13 protein-coding genes are annotated in these 17,122 nt (G+C 69.6%); 5 read left to right on the top strand and 8 right to left on the bottom strand.

The features are described from left to right. Positions 1 to 110: 110 nt before the first annotated feature. The 6 genes from ACH4OW_RS29405 to ACH4OW_RS29430 form a co-directional block, all read right to left on the bottom strand. On the bottom strand, positions 111 to 2,942 hold the full coding sequence (locus ACH4OW_RS29405; RefSeq protein WP_398030794.1) for a BTAD domain-containing putative transcriptional regulator: 2,832 nt from the start codon (positions 2,940 to 2,942) through the stop codon (positions 111 to 113). A 747-nt stretch (positions 2,943 to 3,689) separates the two neighbouring features. After that, a complete protein-coding gene (locus ACH4OW_RS29410; protein WP_398030751.1) occupies positions 3,690 to 5,156 on the bottom strand; it encodes an FAD-dependent oxidoreductase in 1,467 nt (488 codons plus the stop codon). A gap of 185 nt (positions 5,157 to 5,341) precedes the next feature. Continuing rightward, positions 5,342 to 6,478 carry an NAD(P)-dependent alcohol dehydrogenase gene (locus ACH4OW_RS29415; protein ID WP_398030752.1) on the bottom strand — a complete coding sequence of 379 codons (1,137 nt, stop codon included), beginning with the start codon at positions 6,476 to 6,478 and terminating at the stop codon, positions 5,342 to 5,344. 37 nt (positions 6,479 to 6,515) lie between these two features. Then, positions 6,516 to 7,010 carry a DUF4334 domain-containing protein gene (locus ACH4OW_RS29420; RefSeq protein WP_398030754.1) on the bottom strand — a complete coding sequence of 165 codons (495 nt, stop codon included), beginning with the start codon at positions 7,008 to 7,010 and terminating at the stop codon, positions 6,516 to 6,518. Between the two features lie 441 nt (positions 7,011 to 7,451). Continuing rightward, positions 7,452 to 8,942 (bottom strand): carboxylesterase/lipase family protein, encoded by a 1,491-nt coding sequence (locus tag ACH4OW_RS29425; protein WP_398030756.1) that lies wholly within the window; start codon positions 8,940 to 8,942, stop codon positions 7,452 to 7,454. Positions 8,943 to 9,040: 98 nt separating this feature from the next. Continuing rightward, positions 9,041 to 9,976: an MBL fold metallo-hydrolase gene (locus tag ACH4OW_RS29430; RefSeq protein WP_398030758.1), complete on the bottom strand. Its 936-nt coding sequence runs from the start codon at positions 9,974 to 9,976 to the stop codon at positions 9,041 to 9,043. A gap of 178 nt (positions 9,977 to 10,154) precedes the next feature. On the opposite strand from ACH4OW_RS29430, the gene ACH4OW_RS29435 reads away from it, so the two are divergent. Then, positions 10,155 to 12,986, top strand: a complete 2,832-nt coding sequence (locus ACH4OW_RS29435; protein ID WP_398030760.1) for an AAA family ATPase — start codon at positions 10,155 to 10,157, stop codon at positions 12,984 to 12,986. Positions 12,987 to 13,021: 35 nt separating this feature from the next. On the opposite strand, the gene ACH4OW_RS29440 is transcribed toward ACH4OW_RS29435, so the two are convergent. Continuing rightward, positions 13,022 to 13,834 (bottom strand): phytanoyl-CoA dioxygenase family protein, encoded by an 813-nt coding sequence (locus tag ACH4OW_RS29440; protein WP_398030761.1) that lies wholly within the window; start codon positions 13,832 to 13,834, stop codon positions 13,022 to 13,024. A gap of 289 nt (positions 13,835 to 14,123) precedes the next feature. Between ACH4OW_RS29440 and ACH4OW_RS29445 the strand changes: the two genes are divergently transcribed. Further along, positions 14,124 to 14,555 (top strand): hypothetical protein, encoded by a 432-nt coding sequence (locus tag ACH4OW_RS29445; RefSeq protein ID WP_398030762.1) that lies wholly within the window; start codon positions 14,124 to 14,126, stop codon positions 14,553 to 14,555. Beyond that, on the top strand, positions 14,552 to 15,235 hold the full coding sequence (locus ACH4OW_RS29450) for a TetR/AcrR family transcriptional regulator (RefSeq protein ID WP_398030764.1): 684 nt from the start codon (positions 14,552 to 14,554) through the stop codon (positions 15,233 to 15,235). The genes ACH4OW_RS29445 and ACH4OW_RS29450 overlap by 4 nt, the downstream gene beginning before the upstream one ends. A 223-nt stretch (positions 15,236 to 15,458) precedes the next feature. On the opposite strand, the gene ACH4OW_RS29455 is transcribed toward ACH4OW_RS29450, so the two are convergent. Next, positions 15,459 to 15,758 carry a hypothetical protein gene (locus ACH4OW_RS29455; RefSeq protein ID WP_398030766.1) on the bottom strand — a complete coding sequence of 100 codons (300 nt, stop codon included), beginning with the start codon at positions 15,756 to 15,758 and terminating at the stop codon, positions 15,459 to 15,461. 484 nt (positions 15,759 to 16,242) lie between these two features. On the opposite strand from ACH4OW_RS29455, the gene ACH4OW_RS29460 reads away from it, so the two are divergent. Both ACH4OW_RS29460 and ACH4OW_RS29465 read left to right on the top strand, forming a co-directional pair. Beyond that, on the top strand, positions 16,243 to 16,437 hold the full coding sequence (locus tag ACH4OW_RS29460; RefSeq protein ID WP_360138397.1) for a hypothetical protein: 195 nt from the start codon (positions 16,243 to 16,245) through the stop codon (positions 16,435 to 16,437). A gap of 348 nt (positions 16,438 to 16,785) precedes the next feature. Then, positions 16,786 to 17,121, top strand: a complete 336-nt coding sequence (locus tag ACH4OW_RS29465; RefSeq protein ID WP_398030767.1) for a hypothetical protein — start codon at positions 16,786 to 16,788, stop codon at positions 17,119 to 17,121. The last annotated feature ends 1 nt before the right edge of the window (position 17,122 follow it).

Consider the following 17,122-nt stretch of genomic DNA (forward strand, 5'->3'; position numbering starts at 1 on the left):
CCTACCCCCCCCCCCCCCCCCCCCCCCGCCCGCCCCCGCCGCGCGCCCGCCCCCCCCCCCCCCCCCCCCCCCCCCCCCCCCGGGTCGGTCTGGGCGTCACTGTGCCGTGTTCACCCGGCGAGCAGTGCCCGGACATCGGCGGCTTCGGGGGAGCCCAGTTCCTCGTAGACCGCCAATGCCTCCTGCCAGCAGGCACGAGCGCGGTCCGGGTGCTGGGTGCGCTGCAGGGCGCGGCCCAGGGTGCTGAGGGCGTTGGCGCGGAGCCAGTTGTTGCCGGTGCCGTGGGAAGTGGCGAGGGCCTGTTCGGCGAGGCCTGCGGCTCGTGCCGGCCGTCCGGCTGTGAGGTGGATTTCCGCCATCCGCCAGTAGGCCATCGCCTCCCAGAGACGGTGGCGGTGGCTGTGGAAGACGTCTCGCGCCTGGGCCAGTTCGGCCAGTGCGTCGTCCGCGCGGCCGGCTTGGGCCAGTACCAGTGCCAGCGCGTATCTGCTGTTGGCCAGCCGCAGCGTTGCGCCGATGACGCGACAGATGGCCAGGGACTGTTCGGCCAGGCCCACTGCTTCGGTGACGCGTCCGATGTCAAGGTAGGTGCGGGAGAGGTTGGCCAGCGCGCTCGCAGTGCCGTTCTGGTCGCCGTGGCGGCGAAAAGCGTCGAGCGCCCGGAGCAGATAGGTCTCTGCGTCGGCATGACGGTTCTGCATGCACGCCAGGATGCCGCTGTCGTTGTAGACGCGTGCGGCAATCACGGGGTCGGAGCAGCGGAGCTGTTGTTCCCTGATGGCTTGGGCCGCCTGTTCCGCCTCCTGTAATTGGCCGGCCATGATGTGGATATTCACCATAGGACAGTGCAATCGGCCCAAGGACCGGGCGTCTTCAATCTCTTCGGCTGCCGCCACGAGGCGGGCGTTCACCTGCGTGTACTGCCGGGCGTCCGAGCCGGATTCGGCCAGGTCTTTGGCAACGAGCATGAGGTCGGCGGCACGGCGCAGTGCGGGGGCGTGTGTCGAGGCGGCGGCGCATGCAAGGAGGGACCTGGCCTCGGTGAACAGCCACTGCAGTGCAGGCTCGGGGCGGTCGAATTCCAGTCCGGGCCATCGGGTGGGTTCCAGGTGGTTGGGGGCGGTGTCGCCGGGCCGCTGGATCGCGTAGACGGAGGCAGTTGTCGCCAGGTAGAAGTCCAGCAGCCGCGACCGGGCCGCGTCCTGCTGCTCGGGGGACTCGTCGCGTTCGGCGCAGGACCGCGCGTACAGACGTACGAGGTCGTGGTACTGGTAACGGTCGGGGGCGGGCGACTGCAGCAGGGAGGCGTCCACCAACGATTCCAGCAGTTCCCTGCCGTCCGTGGTGGTCGCACCCAGCACCGCTGCCGCAGCGTCGAGCGAGATGCCCGGGCCGTCGGGCAGGCCGAGCAGGCGGAACGCGCGGGCCTGCGGGACGGAGAGCTGCCGGTAGCTCAGTTCGAAGGCGGCCGTGACGGCGACGTCACCCGCCCGCAGCTCGCGCAGCCGGTGCCGTTCGTCGGCGAGCCTGCGAGCCAGGTCGGAGACGGTCCAACTGCGGCGGGCAGCCAACCGGGCGGCGGCGATCCGAATGGCCAGAGGCAGAAACCCGCAGGCCGCCACCACGTCCATGGCGGCCTGGCCCTGTTCACCCGTGATACGGGTGAACAGGGCCAGGGCATCGTGCGGCGGCATGATGTCCAGGTCGACTTGGTGAGCGGCAGCCAGCCCAGTCAACCGGACGCGGCTGGTGGTCAGGGCGGCGCAGCCTGGTGTGCCCGGCAACAGCGGCCTGACCTGGGCGGCGTCGCGGGCGTTGTCCAGCAGGACCAGGATGCGGCGGCCCGCGAGCACGGAGCGGTAGAGCGCGGCGCGCTCCGCCACTCCACGCGGCAGGGCCCCAACGGGGATGCCCAGCGCCCGCAGGAACGTACCGAGAACAGCTTCGGGCTCCGCCGGGCTGGTCCCCGTTCCCTGCAGGTCCGCGTACAGCTGCCCATCGGGGAAATGCCGTCGCAGTTCGTGCGCCACATGCACGGCGAGCGTTGACTTGCCAACGCCGCCGGCCCCTGAAATCGCCGATAGCACCCCGCCTTGCCCTTCGGCTGCGGCGAGGTGTTCGCGCAGTTCCTTGACGACGGCCGCGTGCCCGGTGACATCAGGCAGATCGGTGGGCAGCTGTGCGGGCTTGGCCTCGGCCTCCAACACCTCTCGCCGGCCATTCGGCGGCACGGCCAGTCCCGGATCGGCTCGAAGGATGCGCTGGTGCAGCTCGCTGATTTCGCGGCTGGGATCGGCACCGAGTTCCTCCGCCAGCAGGCGGCGGGTATCGGCGTAGGCGGCCAGGGCCTCGGCCTGGCGACCGCTGCGGTAGAGCGCCAGCATCAGCAGCGCCCGCAACCGTTCACGTAACGGATACGCAGCCATCAGCGTGGTCAGCTCCGCGACCGCCTCCGCATGGCGTCCGGCCTCCAGGTCAAGGGTGAGGCGGCTCTCCAGCAGGGCGAGGCGACGCTCTTCCAGGCGGGTGCGCTGTGCCTCGCAAAACGGGCCGGGCACACCGGCCAGCGTCTCACCGGTCCATAAATCCAGAGCACGATGCAGCAGTTCACGGGCTCGGTCGACGCAGCCGGCGCGGTGTGCCTGTTCGGCTTTGCCGGCAAGCTGTTCGGCGATGCCCAGGTCCGTGCGCTTCTCGTCGATTTGGAGTGCATAGCCACCGGCGTTGCTCACCAGGACGTCCGCGTCCGGGCCGAGGGCCTTGCGCAGCCGGGACGCGTACGTCCGCAGGGCGGCCACCGCAGTCGCCGGCGGTCTCTCGCCCCACAGCGCGTCGACCAGTTCGGCCACCGACGCGGCTCGCCCGCCCCGCAACAGCAGCACAGCGAGCAACGCTCGCTGCTGCGGCGAACCGGCATCGAGCCGCTCCATGCCCCGCCACATCCCGACCGGCCCGAGCACGGTGAACCGAAGCGCACATCCATCACCGACATCAACGATCACGACACCATTCAGCCGCTCCTGCCCGTCCCTCGCACCATGCAGATCAGGTCGTGTCCCGAACCCGTCGTAAGATCGACGGGGAAGTGACGTCCGCACAGAGCGCGTACGCGGCATTGGCTCGTTGAGGGCGTGGAGCGTCGGTGCGGCGCGTTCCTACGGGTGCGGGCGGCCGTCTCCCGGTCAGTAGCGCGACGATGTCGTCCATCAAGACCCCCGCGCAGCACGGTCGAAGCGTTCGCCACCAAGGCGGCTCTCAGGGCACCGGGCCGCCCGCCCCGCCCGCCCCGCCCGCCCTGTCGTCCCTTGCGGGAAAGACCGTGGGCGAGTCCGCAGGAATCCCCGAAACCCCCGCCTGTGCCGCGATTGCAGGGGGGAAGCCCCGCAACCGGCTGGCGTCCCGTACGTACCGCTCGATTGCGGGTGGCCGCAGCGTAATCGTGCTCCGTACGTTTTGATTGCGTGTGGCAGACTGCCTAGAGGCTGCGGTGCTCCCGTTTGTGATTCATGTGCGTCGGGGAACCTGAGCCGCCATCACTGGAAGAGTGAGCCGCCTCGCGCCCGCCCCGCGCTCGCTGCGTCCTGGCTCCGGTGTGGTGCACCAGGATGAGTGGCATGCCTTGCTCGTATCCAACGTTCGCTCCGGCGAGCAGGGCTACGCCGTCGGCGCTCCGCCACCCAGCGGAGCGATCATGAGCCAGCTCCGTCGCCTCTTGCGGAGTCCTGGGAGCGGGCTTGGGAGCGGGCACCGGACGGCATGTGCCGGGTCGGCGGGTTCAGCGGAGGGCCGGTCAGGGGTGGCTGTACGGGGCCGAGCAGGACTCTGGCCGCCACGTTCGGTTGGAGCAGGCGTTGCAGGGGTGCGGACAGCGTCATCACGTCGAGCAGGGCTCGGGTGACCACCGGATCGCCGGTGGCGGTTCTGAGCAGCCGGTCGGTGTAGCCGCGCAGGAGCCGGGTGGCTGCGGGGGGCCGTGGGCCTATGGCGCCGGGGTAGAGGATGTCCTGGCCGGTGGCCATGGCCCAGGGTGCCTGGGTGAGGCGTCCCATGGTGCGTTGCAGGCGCCGGGCCAGGCCCGGGTCGCCGAGGCCGTGCCGGTCCAGCGCGTCGCGCAGGGCGGCGGCTTCCTGGGCGGCGACCGACATGCCTTGGCCGTAGAGGGGGTTGTAGGTGGCGACGGCGTCGCCGAGCACGACGAAGCCGCGGGGCCAGGTCGGCAGGAGGTCGAAGCGGCGGCGCCGGTTGACGGTGCTGCGGGTGAGGCGGACGTCGGTCAGGGGGTCGGTGTCGGCGATGAGGTCGGCGACCACGGGGTGTCGTACGTTGCGGGCGAACGGCAGGAACTCGTCGGCTTCCCTGGTCGGCTGCCCGCCACGGGTGCCGGACAGAGTGACCAGCCATTGCGTGTCTTCGATGGGAACGAGTGTCGCTGTCTGGCCGGGCACCGGGGCCTGGGCGTCGGATTGCACGTTGACGATGGGCCAGTGTGCTGTCCCGGGCGGGGCGCGGTAGATCCGGGTGGCGTAGGCCAGGCCGGAGTCCACGTGCTCCTCCGCTACGGGCGGCAGGCCGAGTGTGGCCAGCCAGGTGGCCGCCGCGGAGCCGCGTCCGGTGGCGTCGATGACGAGGTCGGCGTCGAGCCGCTGGATGTCCCCAGTGGTTGTGTCGCGTACGTCGACACCGGTGACGTGGCCGGCGGTGCCGGACAGTCCGACGGGCTCGGTATGGGTGAGGAGGCGGATCGCGGGGTGAGTCAGGACCTGTTGGCGTATGCCCCAGTCGAGCAGATCGCGTGAGCAGGCGATGAGGTACTGCATTTCGGGCCACCGGCGCAGCCAGCCCTGGGCGGTGAGGGATACCAGGCCGGTGGGCAGCGGGATGCGGCGGGCGCCCGCCGACAGCCATTGCTGTGTGATGCCGGGCAGCAGGTTTTCGATGGTGCGGGCGCCACCGGACCACAGCAGGTGGGCGTGCTGGGCTTGCGGCAGGCCCTTGCGCGGGGCGGGAGAGGTGGGCAGGAGGTCGCGTTCGACGATGTGGACCTGGGCGTGGGAGGCCAGGACGGCGGCGGCCAGCATGCCGGTGAGGCCACCACCGAGCACCACGACGGTGGGGGAGTGCGCGGCGGATAAGTGCGGGATTCGGCGGGCGGTCACAGGTGGTCCTCCCCGGAGCGGCACGTGATCGGGCTTTGTGATCAGGCTTTGTGGTCGGGATTCGTGTGATCAGGCTTCGTGACAGTTGTACGAGCGGGGCCTGGGCCGTGGCTCGACCGGCGTGCGGAGCGGACCGGCTGCCAGGCCGTTGGCGTGGGCGGCTTACCCGTCATGGGCCCAGGATGCTACGCGAAGGTGAGGACGGGTTTGATCACGTGGCCCGCCAGAGTTGCATCGGCAGCGGCCTCAATGTCGGTGAAGGGGAATTCGGTGATGAGTGTTTCGAGTGGGAGCTTCCCCTGCCGGTAGAGGTTGATCAGCTGGGGGATGGCTTCGGCGGGGTTCGTTTCGCCCTCGGTGACGCCTCGGATGGTGATGCCTTTGGTGATCACGGGCATGGTGTCGAACTGCGCCGTGCCGATGCCGACCAGGGCGAGCGTGCTCTGTTTGCGCAGGGCGTGGAGGGCCTGGGGCACCACGGCCGGTCGGCCGGTGGTGTCGATGGCGAAGTGCGGCCCGCCGTGGCTGGCATCGCGGACAGCCGCTGCCACATCATCCTCGGTGGTGGGGTCGATGACTGCCGCGGCGCCGAGTTTCCTCGCCAGCGTGCGACGTGCTGCCAGGGGCTCGACGGCGATGACGGCGTGGCCGTCGGCGACTGCGGCCATGATGGCGCTCAGGCCGACGCTGCCCGCGCCGAAAACGGCCAGGGTGGTATCCGGGCGAGGCCGCAGGACGGTGCGGACCGTACCGACGCCGGTCTGGACGCTGCATCCCAACGGGGCGATTATGGCTGGGGACAGGTCGGCGGGGACCCGGATGGTGTTGCTCGCAGTGGTCAGGCAGTGCGTCGCGAAGGCGGACTGGCCGAAGAAGTTGCCGTAGACCGGGGTGCCGTCGGGACCGGAGTGGGACGTACTGCCGTCGCGTCGGGAGCCGCCCATGTTGAGAGCACCGGCGTGCTCGCAGTAGGACGGGGTGCCTGCCGCGCACGGTTGGCAGACGCCGCAGCTCTGGTAGGTGAGGCATACGGTATCGCCAGGTGCGACGGTGGTGACCGCGTCGCCTACGGCCTCGACGACGCCGGCGCCTTCATGGCCGAAGACCATAGGCAGGCGTTCCCGCGGCCAGGCTTGACGCATGCCCAGGTCGGTGTGGCAGATGCCGGCGGCGGTGACCCGGACCAGAATCTCGTCGGACCTCGGCAAGTCAAGGTCGAGAGTACGAAGCGTGAAGGGGCCGCCGGGGGACTCGACCAGGGCTGCTTGTATCTGCACGTACGTCTTCCTTGGGGTACTGGGGCCACCGGCCGCGGTGAGCATCAGCCGGAAGGTGGGAGGGAGTTACCGGCACGGCGCGTCAGTCTGGCGAGCGAACCTGTTCGCTGGTGCGTTCGAGGAGGAAGTAGAAGTGACGTCCCTCGTCGAGGACGTTCTTGCCGTTCATGACACCCAGGAGGGTATCGGCGCTGACCTGCTTGAAATGGTCGAGTACGGGCTGGCCGTCGTAGACCATGGTGGCGGTCGCCTCCCCGCGGAACTCCACCGTCCACAGGCTTGCCCCGCCTTTGGCCAGCTCGCTGTCCGAGAAGAGCGAACCGTGCTCGTCTTGGCAGATCAAGGGCTCGACGTCGTCGGCGGAGTGGAAGTTCTTGCCGTACCAATTGGCCCGGGTCAGTAGTGCTTCCACCCGGTGGCCTGCGGTGATCCCTCTGCCTTTCCAGGCGCCGAGGATTGATTCAGGCCGTACGGTCGGAAGCGCTGCCCACAGTCGGCCCAGCTCACCGGTGTCCGACACGTTGCCACCAGTCGCCTGGAGGGCGGCAATACGGGTGCGGGCCTGCTCGACGTCCATGCAGTATCCACTCCTTGTGCTCCGTCCTTCTGACTCTGACGTTGACTCTAACGTGCCGATCAGCAACGGGGGTTGACGGCGTCGGGTTCGAGGTGGATGCATGCCAGCCCCCGGGCCCCGGACCCGTCGCGTCGTGTCGGATGTGGATTACGGCCCGCTCGCTCGCTCCTCGCGGCGGCCTGGCGTTCTGCTGGACCTGGCGCATCCCCTGGCCGACCTGGTCGAGATGGCGCCGCAGCTCGCTCGACGCCTCCGTCAGGTCGGTAGACAGCTCAAAGCACGCGGGGGTGACCTCCTCTCAGGTCTCGGAGCGGTCGGGAGCCTTCTTGTTGCGTCCTTACTTCACCAGTGCGGCCGCCGAGCTTGTCGACTTGGTGGTGATGACGGTTCTGGTTATGGCGTGTTGTTGTGTTGGTGTGTTCTTGGCGAGGGGCCGCAGCGTTAGCGCCAAGCCTGTCGTTCCTGGCTGCGGGGGTCGTCGACCTGGGCCCACTGGGTGTCGATGCGCATCGTGGCCCGGCGCTCGTCGTCGTACGGGTCCCAACCGGGGTTGCCGGTCCTGGCGAACCGGACCCATGTCTCGTGCATGCGGGCGGCGAGATCCGCGGGGGGCTTGTCGGGGCCGAGCAGGGCGGCGGGCCCATGCAACTGTGGAAGGTGGGTGACATCGAAGACGAAAGGCAGCTCGACCGCGTGGGTGGCGCCGAGCTGTCCGTCCAGGGCGTGGGAGCGCCAGGCAAACTCGTAGGCGTAGGTGGTGGACTCACGGTGCGCGGCATGTGCGCCGGCCAAGGCCCGGCTACCTGCGCCGAACAGCGCGTCGCCCATGATGGCGGAGCGCAGCTCGCCGAAGGACGCCGCGGGTCGTGCCTTCCGGTACGTCTCGACGAGTCGCGCCGGCTTCGGGTGTGAGCGCGCTGCCGCGTCGTCGACGTCCACGGCGGTCGAGGTGGCGTACTTGTCCATCGGGACCAGGTAGAGGTTTCCTTCCTCGGCGTTGGTCCCTATGAGCAGGTCGACGGCGTTACTGTGGCCGACGGCGACGGCTTCGGCGGGTTGCGTTTCGAGGACCAAGCTGAAAGGGCTGAGCCCGATCAGCGGATCGCTGTGGCTCTCGGTCTGCAGGTCGATGCCTGTGAGCCGGGAGGCAGCCTCGACCAGGCGGTCGTCGCAGATGTCTGCGAAGGCGTCGACCTGGGGCTCGATGCCCAGGGCCTCGGCTGCTGCCTTGGTGACGCGGGCGGCCTGCTCGGTGGTGAACGCTCCCAGGCCGCTCCCGCTTTGGATGATCGCTCGACGCAAAAGCCCCGTGGCTTGCGGGGCGGCGAGGACGCCGCCGACGATGGTCGCCCCGGCCGACTGTCCGAAGAGGGTGACGTTGTGGGGGTCACCGCCAAAGGCGGCGATGTTCTCCCGCACCCAGCGCAGCGCGGCGACGACATCGAGCAGCCCGCGGTTGGCGGGCGCGCCGGGGATGTCGAGGAACCCGGCGATGCCGAGCCGGTAGTTGAGGGTGACGAGGACGACGCCGTCGCGGGCGAAGGCGGAGCCGTCGTACAGCGCGGACCGCGTCGATCCGGCGACGAATGCGCCGCCGTGGACGAACACCATGACCGGCAGATCGCCGCCGCCTGCGGCGGGCGTCCACACGTTGGCGGTCAGGTAGTCCTCGCCGCGGCTCCAACCGGTGCCGAAGTAGGGGGACATGTCGAGGCTGCCGAGCTTGCGTTCGGACTGTGGCGCGTTGGGCCCCGGCACGGTGGCGTCCCGTACGCCGCCCCACGGCTCGTGCGGCTGCGGCGGCCCGAACCGGCCGGCACCACGGGGTGGGGCAGCGTAGGGGATGTTCAGGAAAACGGTGGTGTCGCCTTGGCGCAGGCCGCGGACGGCTCCCTGCGCTGTGGTCACGACGGGTTCTCGGTGGTGGCTCATGTCTGGCGCCTTTCCGCAGGAATCAGGGCTGAGGTCTGAGGTCTGAGGTCTGAGCTGTTAGGAGGTAGAGGCCAGGGGGCAGGGCTGAGGACTCAGGGTCAGGGCTGAGGGCTCTGGACTCGGTCCTGCTCGGTGTACGGGGCGAAGGGGGCCCAGCCCTTGATGGCAAATGTGTCTCCCTCACGTGCCACCTCGGCGGCGCCGTGGCCGCCCAGGTGCGCGGGGATCACAAGTGCGTTGTTGTCTGCCGCCCAGCCGAGTACCTTGCGGCGGGTGGCGCGGGCGCCCGCGGGGTCCTCGCAGAAGCAGCTGTTGGAGTCGGGCTCGATGATCTGCACGGGGCTGTGCAGCATGTCTCCGACGAAAACCGCGCGGTCCGTCCCCGAGGTGAGAGTCAGTACGCAGGAGCCCGGGGTGTGTCCGGGAGCCGCATCCAGGCGGAGGCCGCCGTCGATCCGGTGGCTCTTTTCCCACAGCAGTGTCTGGCCGGCCTGGTGCACCGGGGCCACACTGTCCTCGAAGACGTTCTGGTTGCCGCGGCCGAGCAGCGGCTTGTGGCCGTTCTCGGGATTCCAGAAGTCGAAGTCGTCCTTCGGCATCAGATAGGTGGCGTTGGGGAAAGTGGGTACCCACTGCCGGCCGTCCAGGTACGTGTTCCAGCCGACGTGATCGATGTGAAGATGCGTGTTGATCACGATGTCCACGTCCTCGGGCGCGACGCCGGCGCGCGCGAGGTTGGCCAGGAAGCCTGTTTCGAGGCGGTTCCAGACCGGTGCGTACGGGCGGTCCTTGTGGTTGCCCACGCCGGTGTCGACAAGGATGGTCTTGCCCTCGCTGCGCAGCAGCCAGGTCTGGATCGCGGAATTCACGACGTTGGTCTCGGAATTCAGGAAATGCGGGGCCAGCCAGGGTGCGCCGTCGTCCCACACTTCCTTCGGACTTTCCGGGAAGAAGGTGTCGGGCGTCATCTCTACGGGACCGAAGTACTCCCATACCCGCGTAATGGAGACATCGCCCAGCTTGATTTGTTCCATGAGACATCCTTGGTAATGCGGCGGCTTTCCTGGAACCGTAGGAGCGGCCTGGGGGCGCGCGGTACCCGTAAGGTGACTGCACCTGTGCGCAGGGCCGGGCACCGGGCCCGGCCGCCTGTAACCTGGACGGGCCAGGACAAGGCGATTCCGATCGAAAGCCGCAATTCCAGGAGACTCCGTGGACGAGCACACAGGCGACCGCGGTGCGCTTAGAAAGCCCGAGCCCGAGCCCGAGCCCGAGCCGGTTCCGGAGCCGAATCCGGAACCGGGGGAGTTGATCGTCGGCCGGGACGCGGAATCGGCGCGCCTCTTCCGAGCGGTGGACTCGGTGTCGGCCGACCCGGTGCTGATGCTGGTTGGCGATGTGGGCACGGGCAAGAGCGCGCTGCTGGAGCACGCGGTGCGCCGGGCTGAGGCCGGCGGTGCCCGCGTACTGCGTGCCGAGGGGAGCGAGTCGGAGTCGAGCCTGGCGTTCTCCGCACTGCATCAGTTGTTGCGACCAGTGCTGGCCGAGGTGGACGGACTGCCGGCAAGGCAGCGCGATGCGATGCGAAACGCCTTCGGCGAGGGGACGGCCGCGTCGGAACCCGATCTCATGCTGGTCGGGGTCGCGGTCCTGAGCCTGTTGTCGGGCCTGGGCGACCGCCATCCGGTGCTCGTAGCGCTGGACGATGCGCAGTGGTTCGATCGGGCTTCCCTGGATGTGCTGTCCTTCGCCGCCAGACGGTTGGAAGGCGAACCGGTCACGATGCTGATCGCGGCCCGTGGTGGTGGCGATCAGCTCCCGGGATTCGACCGTCATGTGCCGGTGCTCACCCTGGGACCGCTCGACGACGTCGCGGCCCATCAGCTGTTGGACTTGCAGCCGAAAAGCCCCGCCGGCCGCACCAGGTCGCGAATCCTCGACCAGGCAGGCGGCAACCCGCTGGCGCTGGTGGAACTGACGAGGACGGCCTTGGCCCAGAACATGGCTGGGGGACTGCCGTCCGCAGGCCCGCTCCCACTCACCGATCACCTGGAGCGGGTCTTCGCCGCCCGCCTGGACAGCCTCCCCGCCCCCACCACGCGGGCTCTGCTGCTCTTGGCCGCCATGGACAGCGCCGACTCCGCGGTCGCCGTCTCGGCGGGGCTGGCGCCCGCCGAGGACGCGGTCTGGCTGCCAGCCGTACGGGCCGGGCTGATCCGGCGGGCCGGCCGGGACGTCCGGTTCCGCCACCCACTCATCCGGTCCGCCGCGTATCACGCGGTCTGCATGGACGCCCAGCGCGAGGCTCACTTCGCCCTCGCCACGATGCTGCGGAACGAACCGGACCGGAGTGCCTGGCATCGTGCCGCTGCCTGTCCGCACCCGGACGCGGCCGTGTCGGCGGAGCTGGAGCGGACCGCCGGACGGGCCCGCCGCCGCGGCGGCCATGCGGCGGCGGCCCAGGCCCTGCAGCGCGCCGCGGAACTCGCACTGCGACGCGAGGACAGTGCCCGGCTGCTGGTCGAAGCCGCTGCGGCGGCTGTGTTCACCGGAGACATCGCCTGGGTCGAGGACCTGGTCGCCGCGGCACGAACGCGCACCGATGACGCAACCCTGCTGGCCTCCGCCGCCGTACAGGCCGGACGGCTGGCGGTCCTGACCGTGCGCCACACCGTGGTCTTTTCCCGACTGGCCGAAGCAGCTGAGCAGTTGGCGGCCTCCCAGCCCGCAGCGGGACTGGACCTCGTGGCCGGCGCCGCCGTGGTCCGCTTCTACTCCGGAGAGGCCGCCCAGCACCACCGCATCCAGAACATCCTGCGGCGCCTTCCCGCGAGCCCCTCACACGCGGGCTTGCGCACCTGGGTGAGGGCCGTATCGGACCCCTTCGGCGACCGGGCCCAACTTGTCTCCCAGCTGCCGCAGTTGACTGCCGAGGCAAAGGACCGGCCGGAGCGGCTCACCGCCGTCGGGATCATGGCATGGCTGTTGGACGAGACCCCACAGGCTGTCCGATCCTTCGACGGAGCCTTCGACCGCTGGAAGTTGCAGGGAGCGCTGCCCGAAGGGCTGGGCGGCGCGGTCGCCTGGGCCTATGTGGAGCGAGGACTGTGGGAGCGGGCCCGTGAGGCCTGCGCCCGCATCACCACGGTCGGCCGGGCGGCCGGCCTCGACCACGCCGTGGCCTGTGCGGCCACCGTGGACGCCACCGTGTTGGCCTTCCAGGGCGATGCGTCCTCGGCTCGCACCCGGGCCGAGGATGCGCTCATGCTGATCGATCCGCTGGAAAGCCGCTCGGTCGCCGTATACGCCCGTCGTGCGCTTGCTGCCGCGGCAGCCACGGAAGGCGCCTACGAGACCGCGTACGGCCAACTCCGCATGGTCTTCACGGCAGACGGCGCGCCCGTGCACTACCACGCCTCCTACCCGGCCCTCGCGGACCTGGCCGCCGCCGCTGTACGCTGCGGCCGCCACGAGGAGGCTGTCGCCATCGTCGAGCGCTCGGCGTCTGAGCTGGCAGACAACGCTTCACCTCGCCTGCGTGCGCTGATCAACCGAGCCCGCGGCCTGCTGGCGGCCCCCGAGGACGCCGAACCGCACTTCCGGGCGGCTCTGGCGGATCCGGTACTGGAGTACTGGCCCTTCGAACGCGCACAGACGCTGCTCGACCTCGCCGAATGGCTGCGGCGCCGTCGGCGCATCGCAGAGGCGCGTGGGCCACTCACCGAAGCCCTGGAGATCTTCCGTCGCCTGAGCGCGCGCCCGTGGATCGAGCGTGCCCGTGCCGAATCGCGCGCCGCCGGTCTCGACGTCACGGATACAGCCCCCGACGCGCTCGCCGAACTGTCCCCACAGCAACAGCAAATCGTCCGGCTCGCCGCCCGCGGGCTGACCAACCGTGAGATCGGGGAAAAGCTCTTCCTCTCCCCGCGCACAGTCAGCTCGCACCTCTACCGCAGCTTCCCCAAGCTGCGCATCACCGCCCGCTCCCAACTACGCGACCTCATCGAGGGGGCCCTCGCAACAGCAGCCCCCGGGAGTGAGTAGGTACCCGCCCGATTGCAGGAACTGTCGCAGCACGCCTACCCGGCGCTGTAGCCGATGCCATTCCCGTCCGGGCCGGGGGTGTCGCGTCCCAGGCCCCGGCGGATCGCAATCTCCACGGGGGAGTACGCGCCGTCGGCCCGCTCCAGTTCGTACGGCGCGGCCGGCATCAGCGGCGGCTGGGCCATGAAGCGCGGCCGCGTCCCATGGTGCGGCTGCGCCGCGTGCACCAGGAAGGGATGGCACAGGAAAACGTCGCCCGGGGACCCGGTGGCGAGGGCGAGTGCCCGGTGATCGGACGCCGCCACCAGGTCGGGCGCCATGGCCAGTCCGCTGGCCCCGTCCTCCCCGTACTGCTCCAGCACCTTCGGCACGTCGAGATGTGAGCCGACCCGGATCCGGGTCGGGGCGTCCGCCTCACCGACCTCGCTGAACAAGAACAGCATCAGCAGAGCCCGGCCCCGGGAACGCAGATTGGTGAAGTACCAGCTCTCGCCCTCCGGCAGATAGCTCCCCTCGATGTGCCAGCCCGCGTCATCCGGCTCCTGCTCGTGCGGGAAGCGCAGCGGGAACGTGCCCAGCGAGTAGCGCGGCTCCCAGCGCCCCGGGCCGACGAGCAGGTCGTACGCGCGGTGCAACGCCGGGGAGTTGGGCGCGGCGGCGAACGGCCCCTGCGCCAAGCCCGGCACCCAGTGCACCGGCTGCGTCCACGTCGCGGGGTTGTCCGGGTCGCAGCCCGTCTCCCGCCACAGCAGCCGCGCACAGTCCGCGGCCACGCGCGGCGCGACGGCAGCCTCCAGCTTCACGAAGCCGTCGCGCAGGAAACGGGATACCAAAGTAGTGTCATCCATGCCCCCATCGTGCGGCGGCACCGGCCCCGGCCACCCCACACTTTCCGCACCGCTTTTGTCGGGCGTTCACGTGCACCGATCCCTTGCACACCTCCTCCGAGAGAAGACGTGCTCGTCGCCGCGCGCGGCGGGTGTCACCGTGCTGATCGGAGACGGCGCTTCGTCCCTCCTCCGCTTCGGCGCGTGTAGGGCAGCCCGCCGCCAGCAGCCCCCCGGCTCGCGCGTCACCCCATCGCCACGACACACCTCGTCTATTGACCACGCGGTCAACTGCCGATACGTTGACCGCGTGGTCAATAACGTGGAAACAGGTGAGCGGGAGCCGGCGGCCATCGCGTCGGCCCCGCTCGCGAAGGTGAAGCGGCTGGTGAACGCCTATGTGGCGGTCTGTCTCGGCACGTTGGTGGCGCTGGCTGCCCTGACGATGGTGGCGCCGTCCCTGGCGACCGACGAGGCATGGGGGCATGCCGTGGTCGTCGCCGTCTTCGCGATCGTGCTCCTGCTGCGGACACGCGCGGCGCTCAAGGGGAGCCGCGCCGGCTTCCGCGCGGTCACCGTCATCGGATGCGTGCTGCTGGTGGTGAATCTCGTCGAGGCCGTACTGCCAGGCGTCTTTCCGTCGTGGATGCGCGTCGAGATGCTGATCATCGCCGCGATGATGCTGACCCTGGTGGCGCACTCGGTCCGGGCCCGCCGCGATCTGCCGGCCGGTCCCCGATGAGCGGGGCGGCAGCGACCGGCGACGAAGGCGTGACCGGTGCGCCCGCGCCCGCCTCCGGGCCGGGTGCGCGCCGGCAGCGTCTGGACGAGGACCGGCGCCGGTCCCAGATCATCGCCGCGGCCGTGGCGGAGCTTGCCGATCGGGGGTACGACGGTCTGGCGTTGACCCGCGTCGCCGATCGGGCCGGTGTTTCCAAGGGCCTGCTCTGGCACTACTTCGCGGGCAAGGACGACCTGATGGAGTCCACCGCCAAAGTGACGATGACGACCATCAGGGACCAGATCGCGCGCTCGCTCGACCTGACGCAGCCCGTGCCGGACATCCTGCGCGCGGCCCTGCGCCGGGCCGCGGCCCTGAGCGTCACCCACCGGGTGGAACTGACCGCGCTCAACCGCATCTTCCACAATCTGCGTCACCCCGACGGCACACCGCGCCTGACCGTGGATACCTACGAAGAGATCTTTCACGCACAGGAGTCGCTGTTCCGACGCGGACAGGCCGAGGGAAGCCTGCGGGAATTCGACACCCGTGTCATGGCTATCACTTACCAGGGTGCGATCGACATGATGCTGGGATACCTCGGAAGCCATTCCCACATCGACCCGGACGACTACGCGGACAAACTCGCGGACATCTTGCTCACCGGCATCGCCGCGGATCGCTGCACGGATCAGGAATAGCCGCCTCGTCCGGACACCGCGGCAGGAATAGCCGCGTCGCCTGAACACCGCGGCTGGTAACAGGTCCCGTGCGACGCCGGTGCACGGAAGCCGCGTCATCGGCCGGGGAGGCATTGAGGGCATCGCGGGGGGGGGGGAGAGAGAGACATCGGAAGACATTGCGGGGTCCACCCACGCCCCCGACCAGCTGACGGCGGCGGCCGGGAGCGGGGCGTCGGCCCTGCTACACGGCGGAGTTCGCGGTCGCGTTCGCTTTGAAGCAGACGACGCGTGAAGTGGTTCCCGCCTGGGTCAGGGAGCCCGTCGCGGCCGGGGCGTCGGCGCATTCGAGGATGCCGGAGACACCGTCCTCGACGACTTTGACGACCGAGTAGTCCGCGCCCGTTTCGGCGCAGCCGAGCTTCTCGGGACGGGGTTTTTCCATGGACCCGGTGTTTTTGAAGCAGTCGCCGACTTGCAGGACGGTCATATCGCCCGTCTTGCTGTCATAGATGAACCATGTCACCGCCAGGAATGCCGCCACGACCAGCAGCGAGCAGGCGAAGAGGAGTAAGCCGCGCCGGCGGGGAGCAGGCGCGGGTGCGGGTGCGGGTTCGGGTGCGGGTGATGGCATGGCGGCGGACACGTTGTGTGAGACCTTTCTTGGGGGAGAACAGAGGAAGTGGTGCAGACGGCGATCCCGTCGCCCGGCGAGGCATTGACGGCGGCCGGTACGCCTGAACAGTAAGGCAGCGGGCTGACATTCATCGATATGAATACGGCATCACCGCGGCTGCTTGGACGCGGCTCGGGCACCGCGCCCAGGGCAGAGCATCGGGTTGCCACGGGTGCAGAATCAGGTGGGGGCGACGCTCCTTCGCGGCGGGCGTCCCGGTAGGTCGCAGGCTGGGCCGCGCTCTGGCCGGGTGCCGGCCGCCTGATCGAGTCCGCGACTGGGTTCTGGCCTCGTCGTACCGCCGGCACAGCAGGTCGGCCGCGTGCTCGGCGGCAGAGGGGTCAGCAGATGTATGAGCCTGCCCCTGACCGCCGCCGTACAATATCAGGCCCTGCACCAGCTGCGCCTTAAAGCGTTCTCAGGCAACCTCGTCGACGAGCATCTCAAGGCGACGTCATCGGGCGCGGGTCTGTGCGGCGACGGCCAGTGCGGCCTTGGCGAGACGAGCTGCGGCGGGCTGCGGTGGGTGCACCGAAGAGTCGGTTGAGGTTCGCCCGCCACCAGTCGTTGCGCCGCCCGCATAGCGGCGGCCCGGTTCGCGTGCTCCGGATCGGCGTGAGCGGTCGTAGTGGTGGGGTTGGTTATGAGAACTGAATCGGCTGCATACCACCGGTGGGCTGTCGGCAGTTGCCTAACCGAACCGGGCTACGGAAATCACAGTGGCCGTGGTGCGGCCACATCCCCGATAATCACCTCCATGGATGTCGTCGTTCAACGAGTACGCACGTCATGGACGAAGGCGTCTAGGGGCGGGCCCGGGGCCGCCGCGCGAAACGCAGCCCCGACAGTGTTCCCGATTCCACTCGGCCTGAGGTCCGGCCTGCATGAGGTCATCATGCAGGAGTGCGACGCGTTCAGCCCGAAGACGTCTGAGCGGGATCTGTCGGATCCCGGCCTGGTTCTTCGTGAGGCCGACGGACTGCTACGAGTCCATCCACCAGAGATAACGATCTTCGGCATGCCGCGACGCAACCGCCGCCCTCCAGCGGTCCGACTCGCCCCCGGGCAGTGGCTGCAATGGCAGATCAACTATCGGTTCGCCGGCACCAGGGGCGGGCCGTGGTCGTACCGACTCGATACGTTCAACATCTCCTACGGCCCCGCCTCACCCGAGGTCTTTCTCGGCACCTCACCGACACGCCGAGTCGACGAGCGCGGCTTCCTGCGCTGAG

It is taken from the genome of Streptomyces sp. NPDC017056, assembly GCF_044332485.1.
Taxonomy (GTDB): domain Bacteria; phylum Actinomycetota; class Actinomycetes; order Streptomycetales; family Streptomycetaceae; genus Streptomyces.

Excerpts from the sequence above, each read along its gene's own strand:
- ACH4OW_RS29425 (WP_398030756.1), bottom strand. The coding sequence starts at position 8,942 with ATGAGCCACCACCGAGAACCCGTCGTGACCACAGCGCAGGGAGCCGTC.
- ACH4OW_RS29440 (WP_398030761.1), bottom strand. The coding sequence starts at position 13,834 with ATGGATGACACTACTTTGGTATCCCGTTTCCTGCGCGACGGCTTCGTG.
- ACH4OW_RS29465 (WP_398030767.1), top strand. The coding sequence starts at position 16,786 with ATGCAGGAGTGCGACGCGTTCAGCCCGAAGACGTCTGAGCGGGATCTG.
- ACH4OW_RS29405 (WP_398030794.1), bottom strand. The coding sequence starts at position 2,942 with ATGTGGCGGGGCATGGAGCGGCTCGATGCCGGTTCGCCGCAGCAGCGA.
- ACH4OW_RS29420 (WP_398030754.1), bottom strand. The coding sequence starts at position 7,010 with ATGGACGTCGAGCAGGCCCGCACCCGTATTGCCGCCCTCCAGGCGACT.
- ACH4OW_RS29415 (WP_398030752.1), bottom strand. The coding sequence starts at position 6,478 with ATGCTCACCGCGGCCGGTGGCCCCAGTACCCCAAGGAAGACGTACGTG.
- ACH4OW_RS29450 (WP_398030764.1), top strand. The coding sequence starts at position 14,552 with ATGAGCGGGGCGGCAGCGACCGGCGACGAAGGCGTGACCGGTGCGCCC.
- ACH4OW_RS29430 (WP_398030758.1), bottom strand. The coding sequence starts at position 9,976 with ATGGAACAAATCAAGCTGGGCGATGTCTCCATTACGCGGGTATGGGAG.
- ACH4OW_RS29460 (WP_360138397.1), top strand. The coding sequence starts at position 16,243 with ATGAGCCTGCCCCTGACCGCCGCCGTACAATATCAGGCCCTGCACCAG.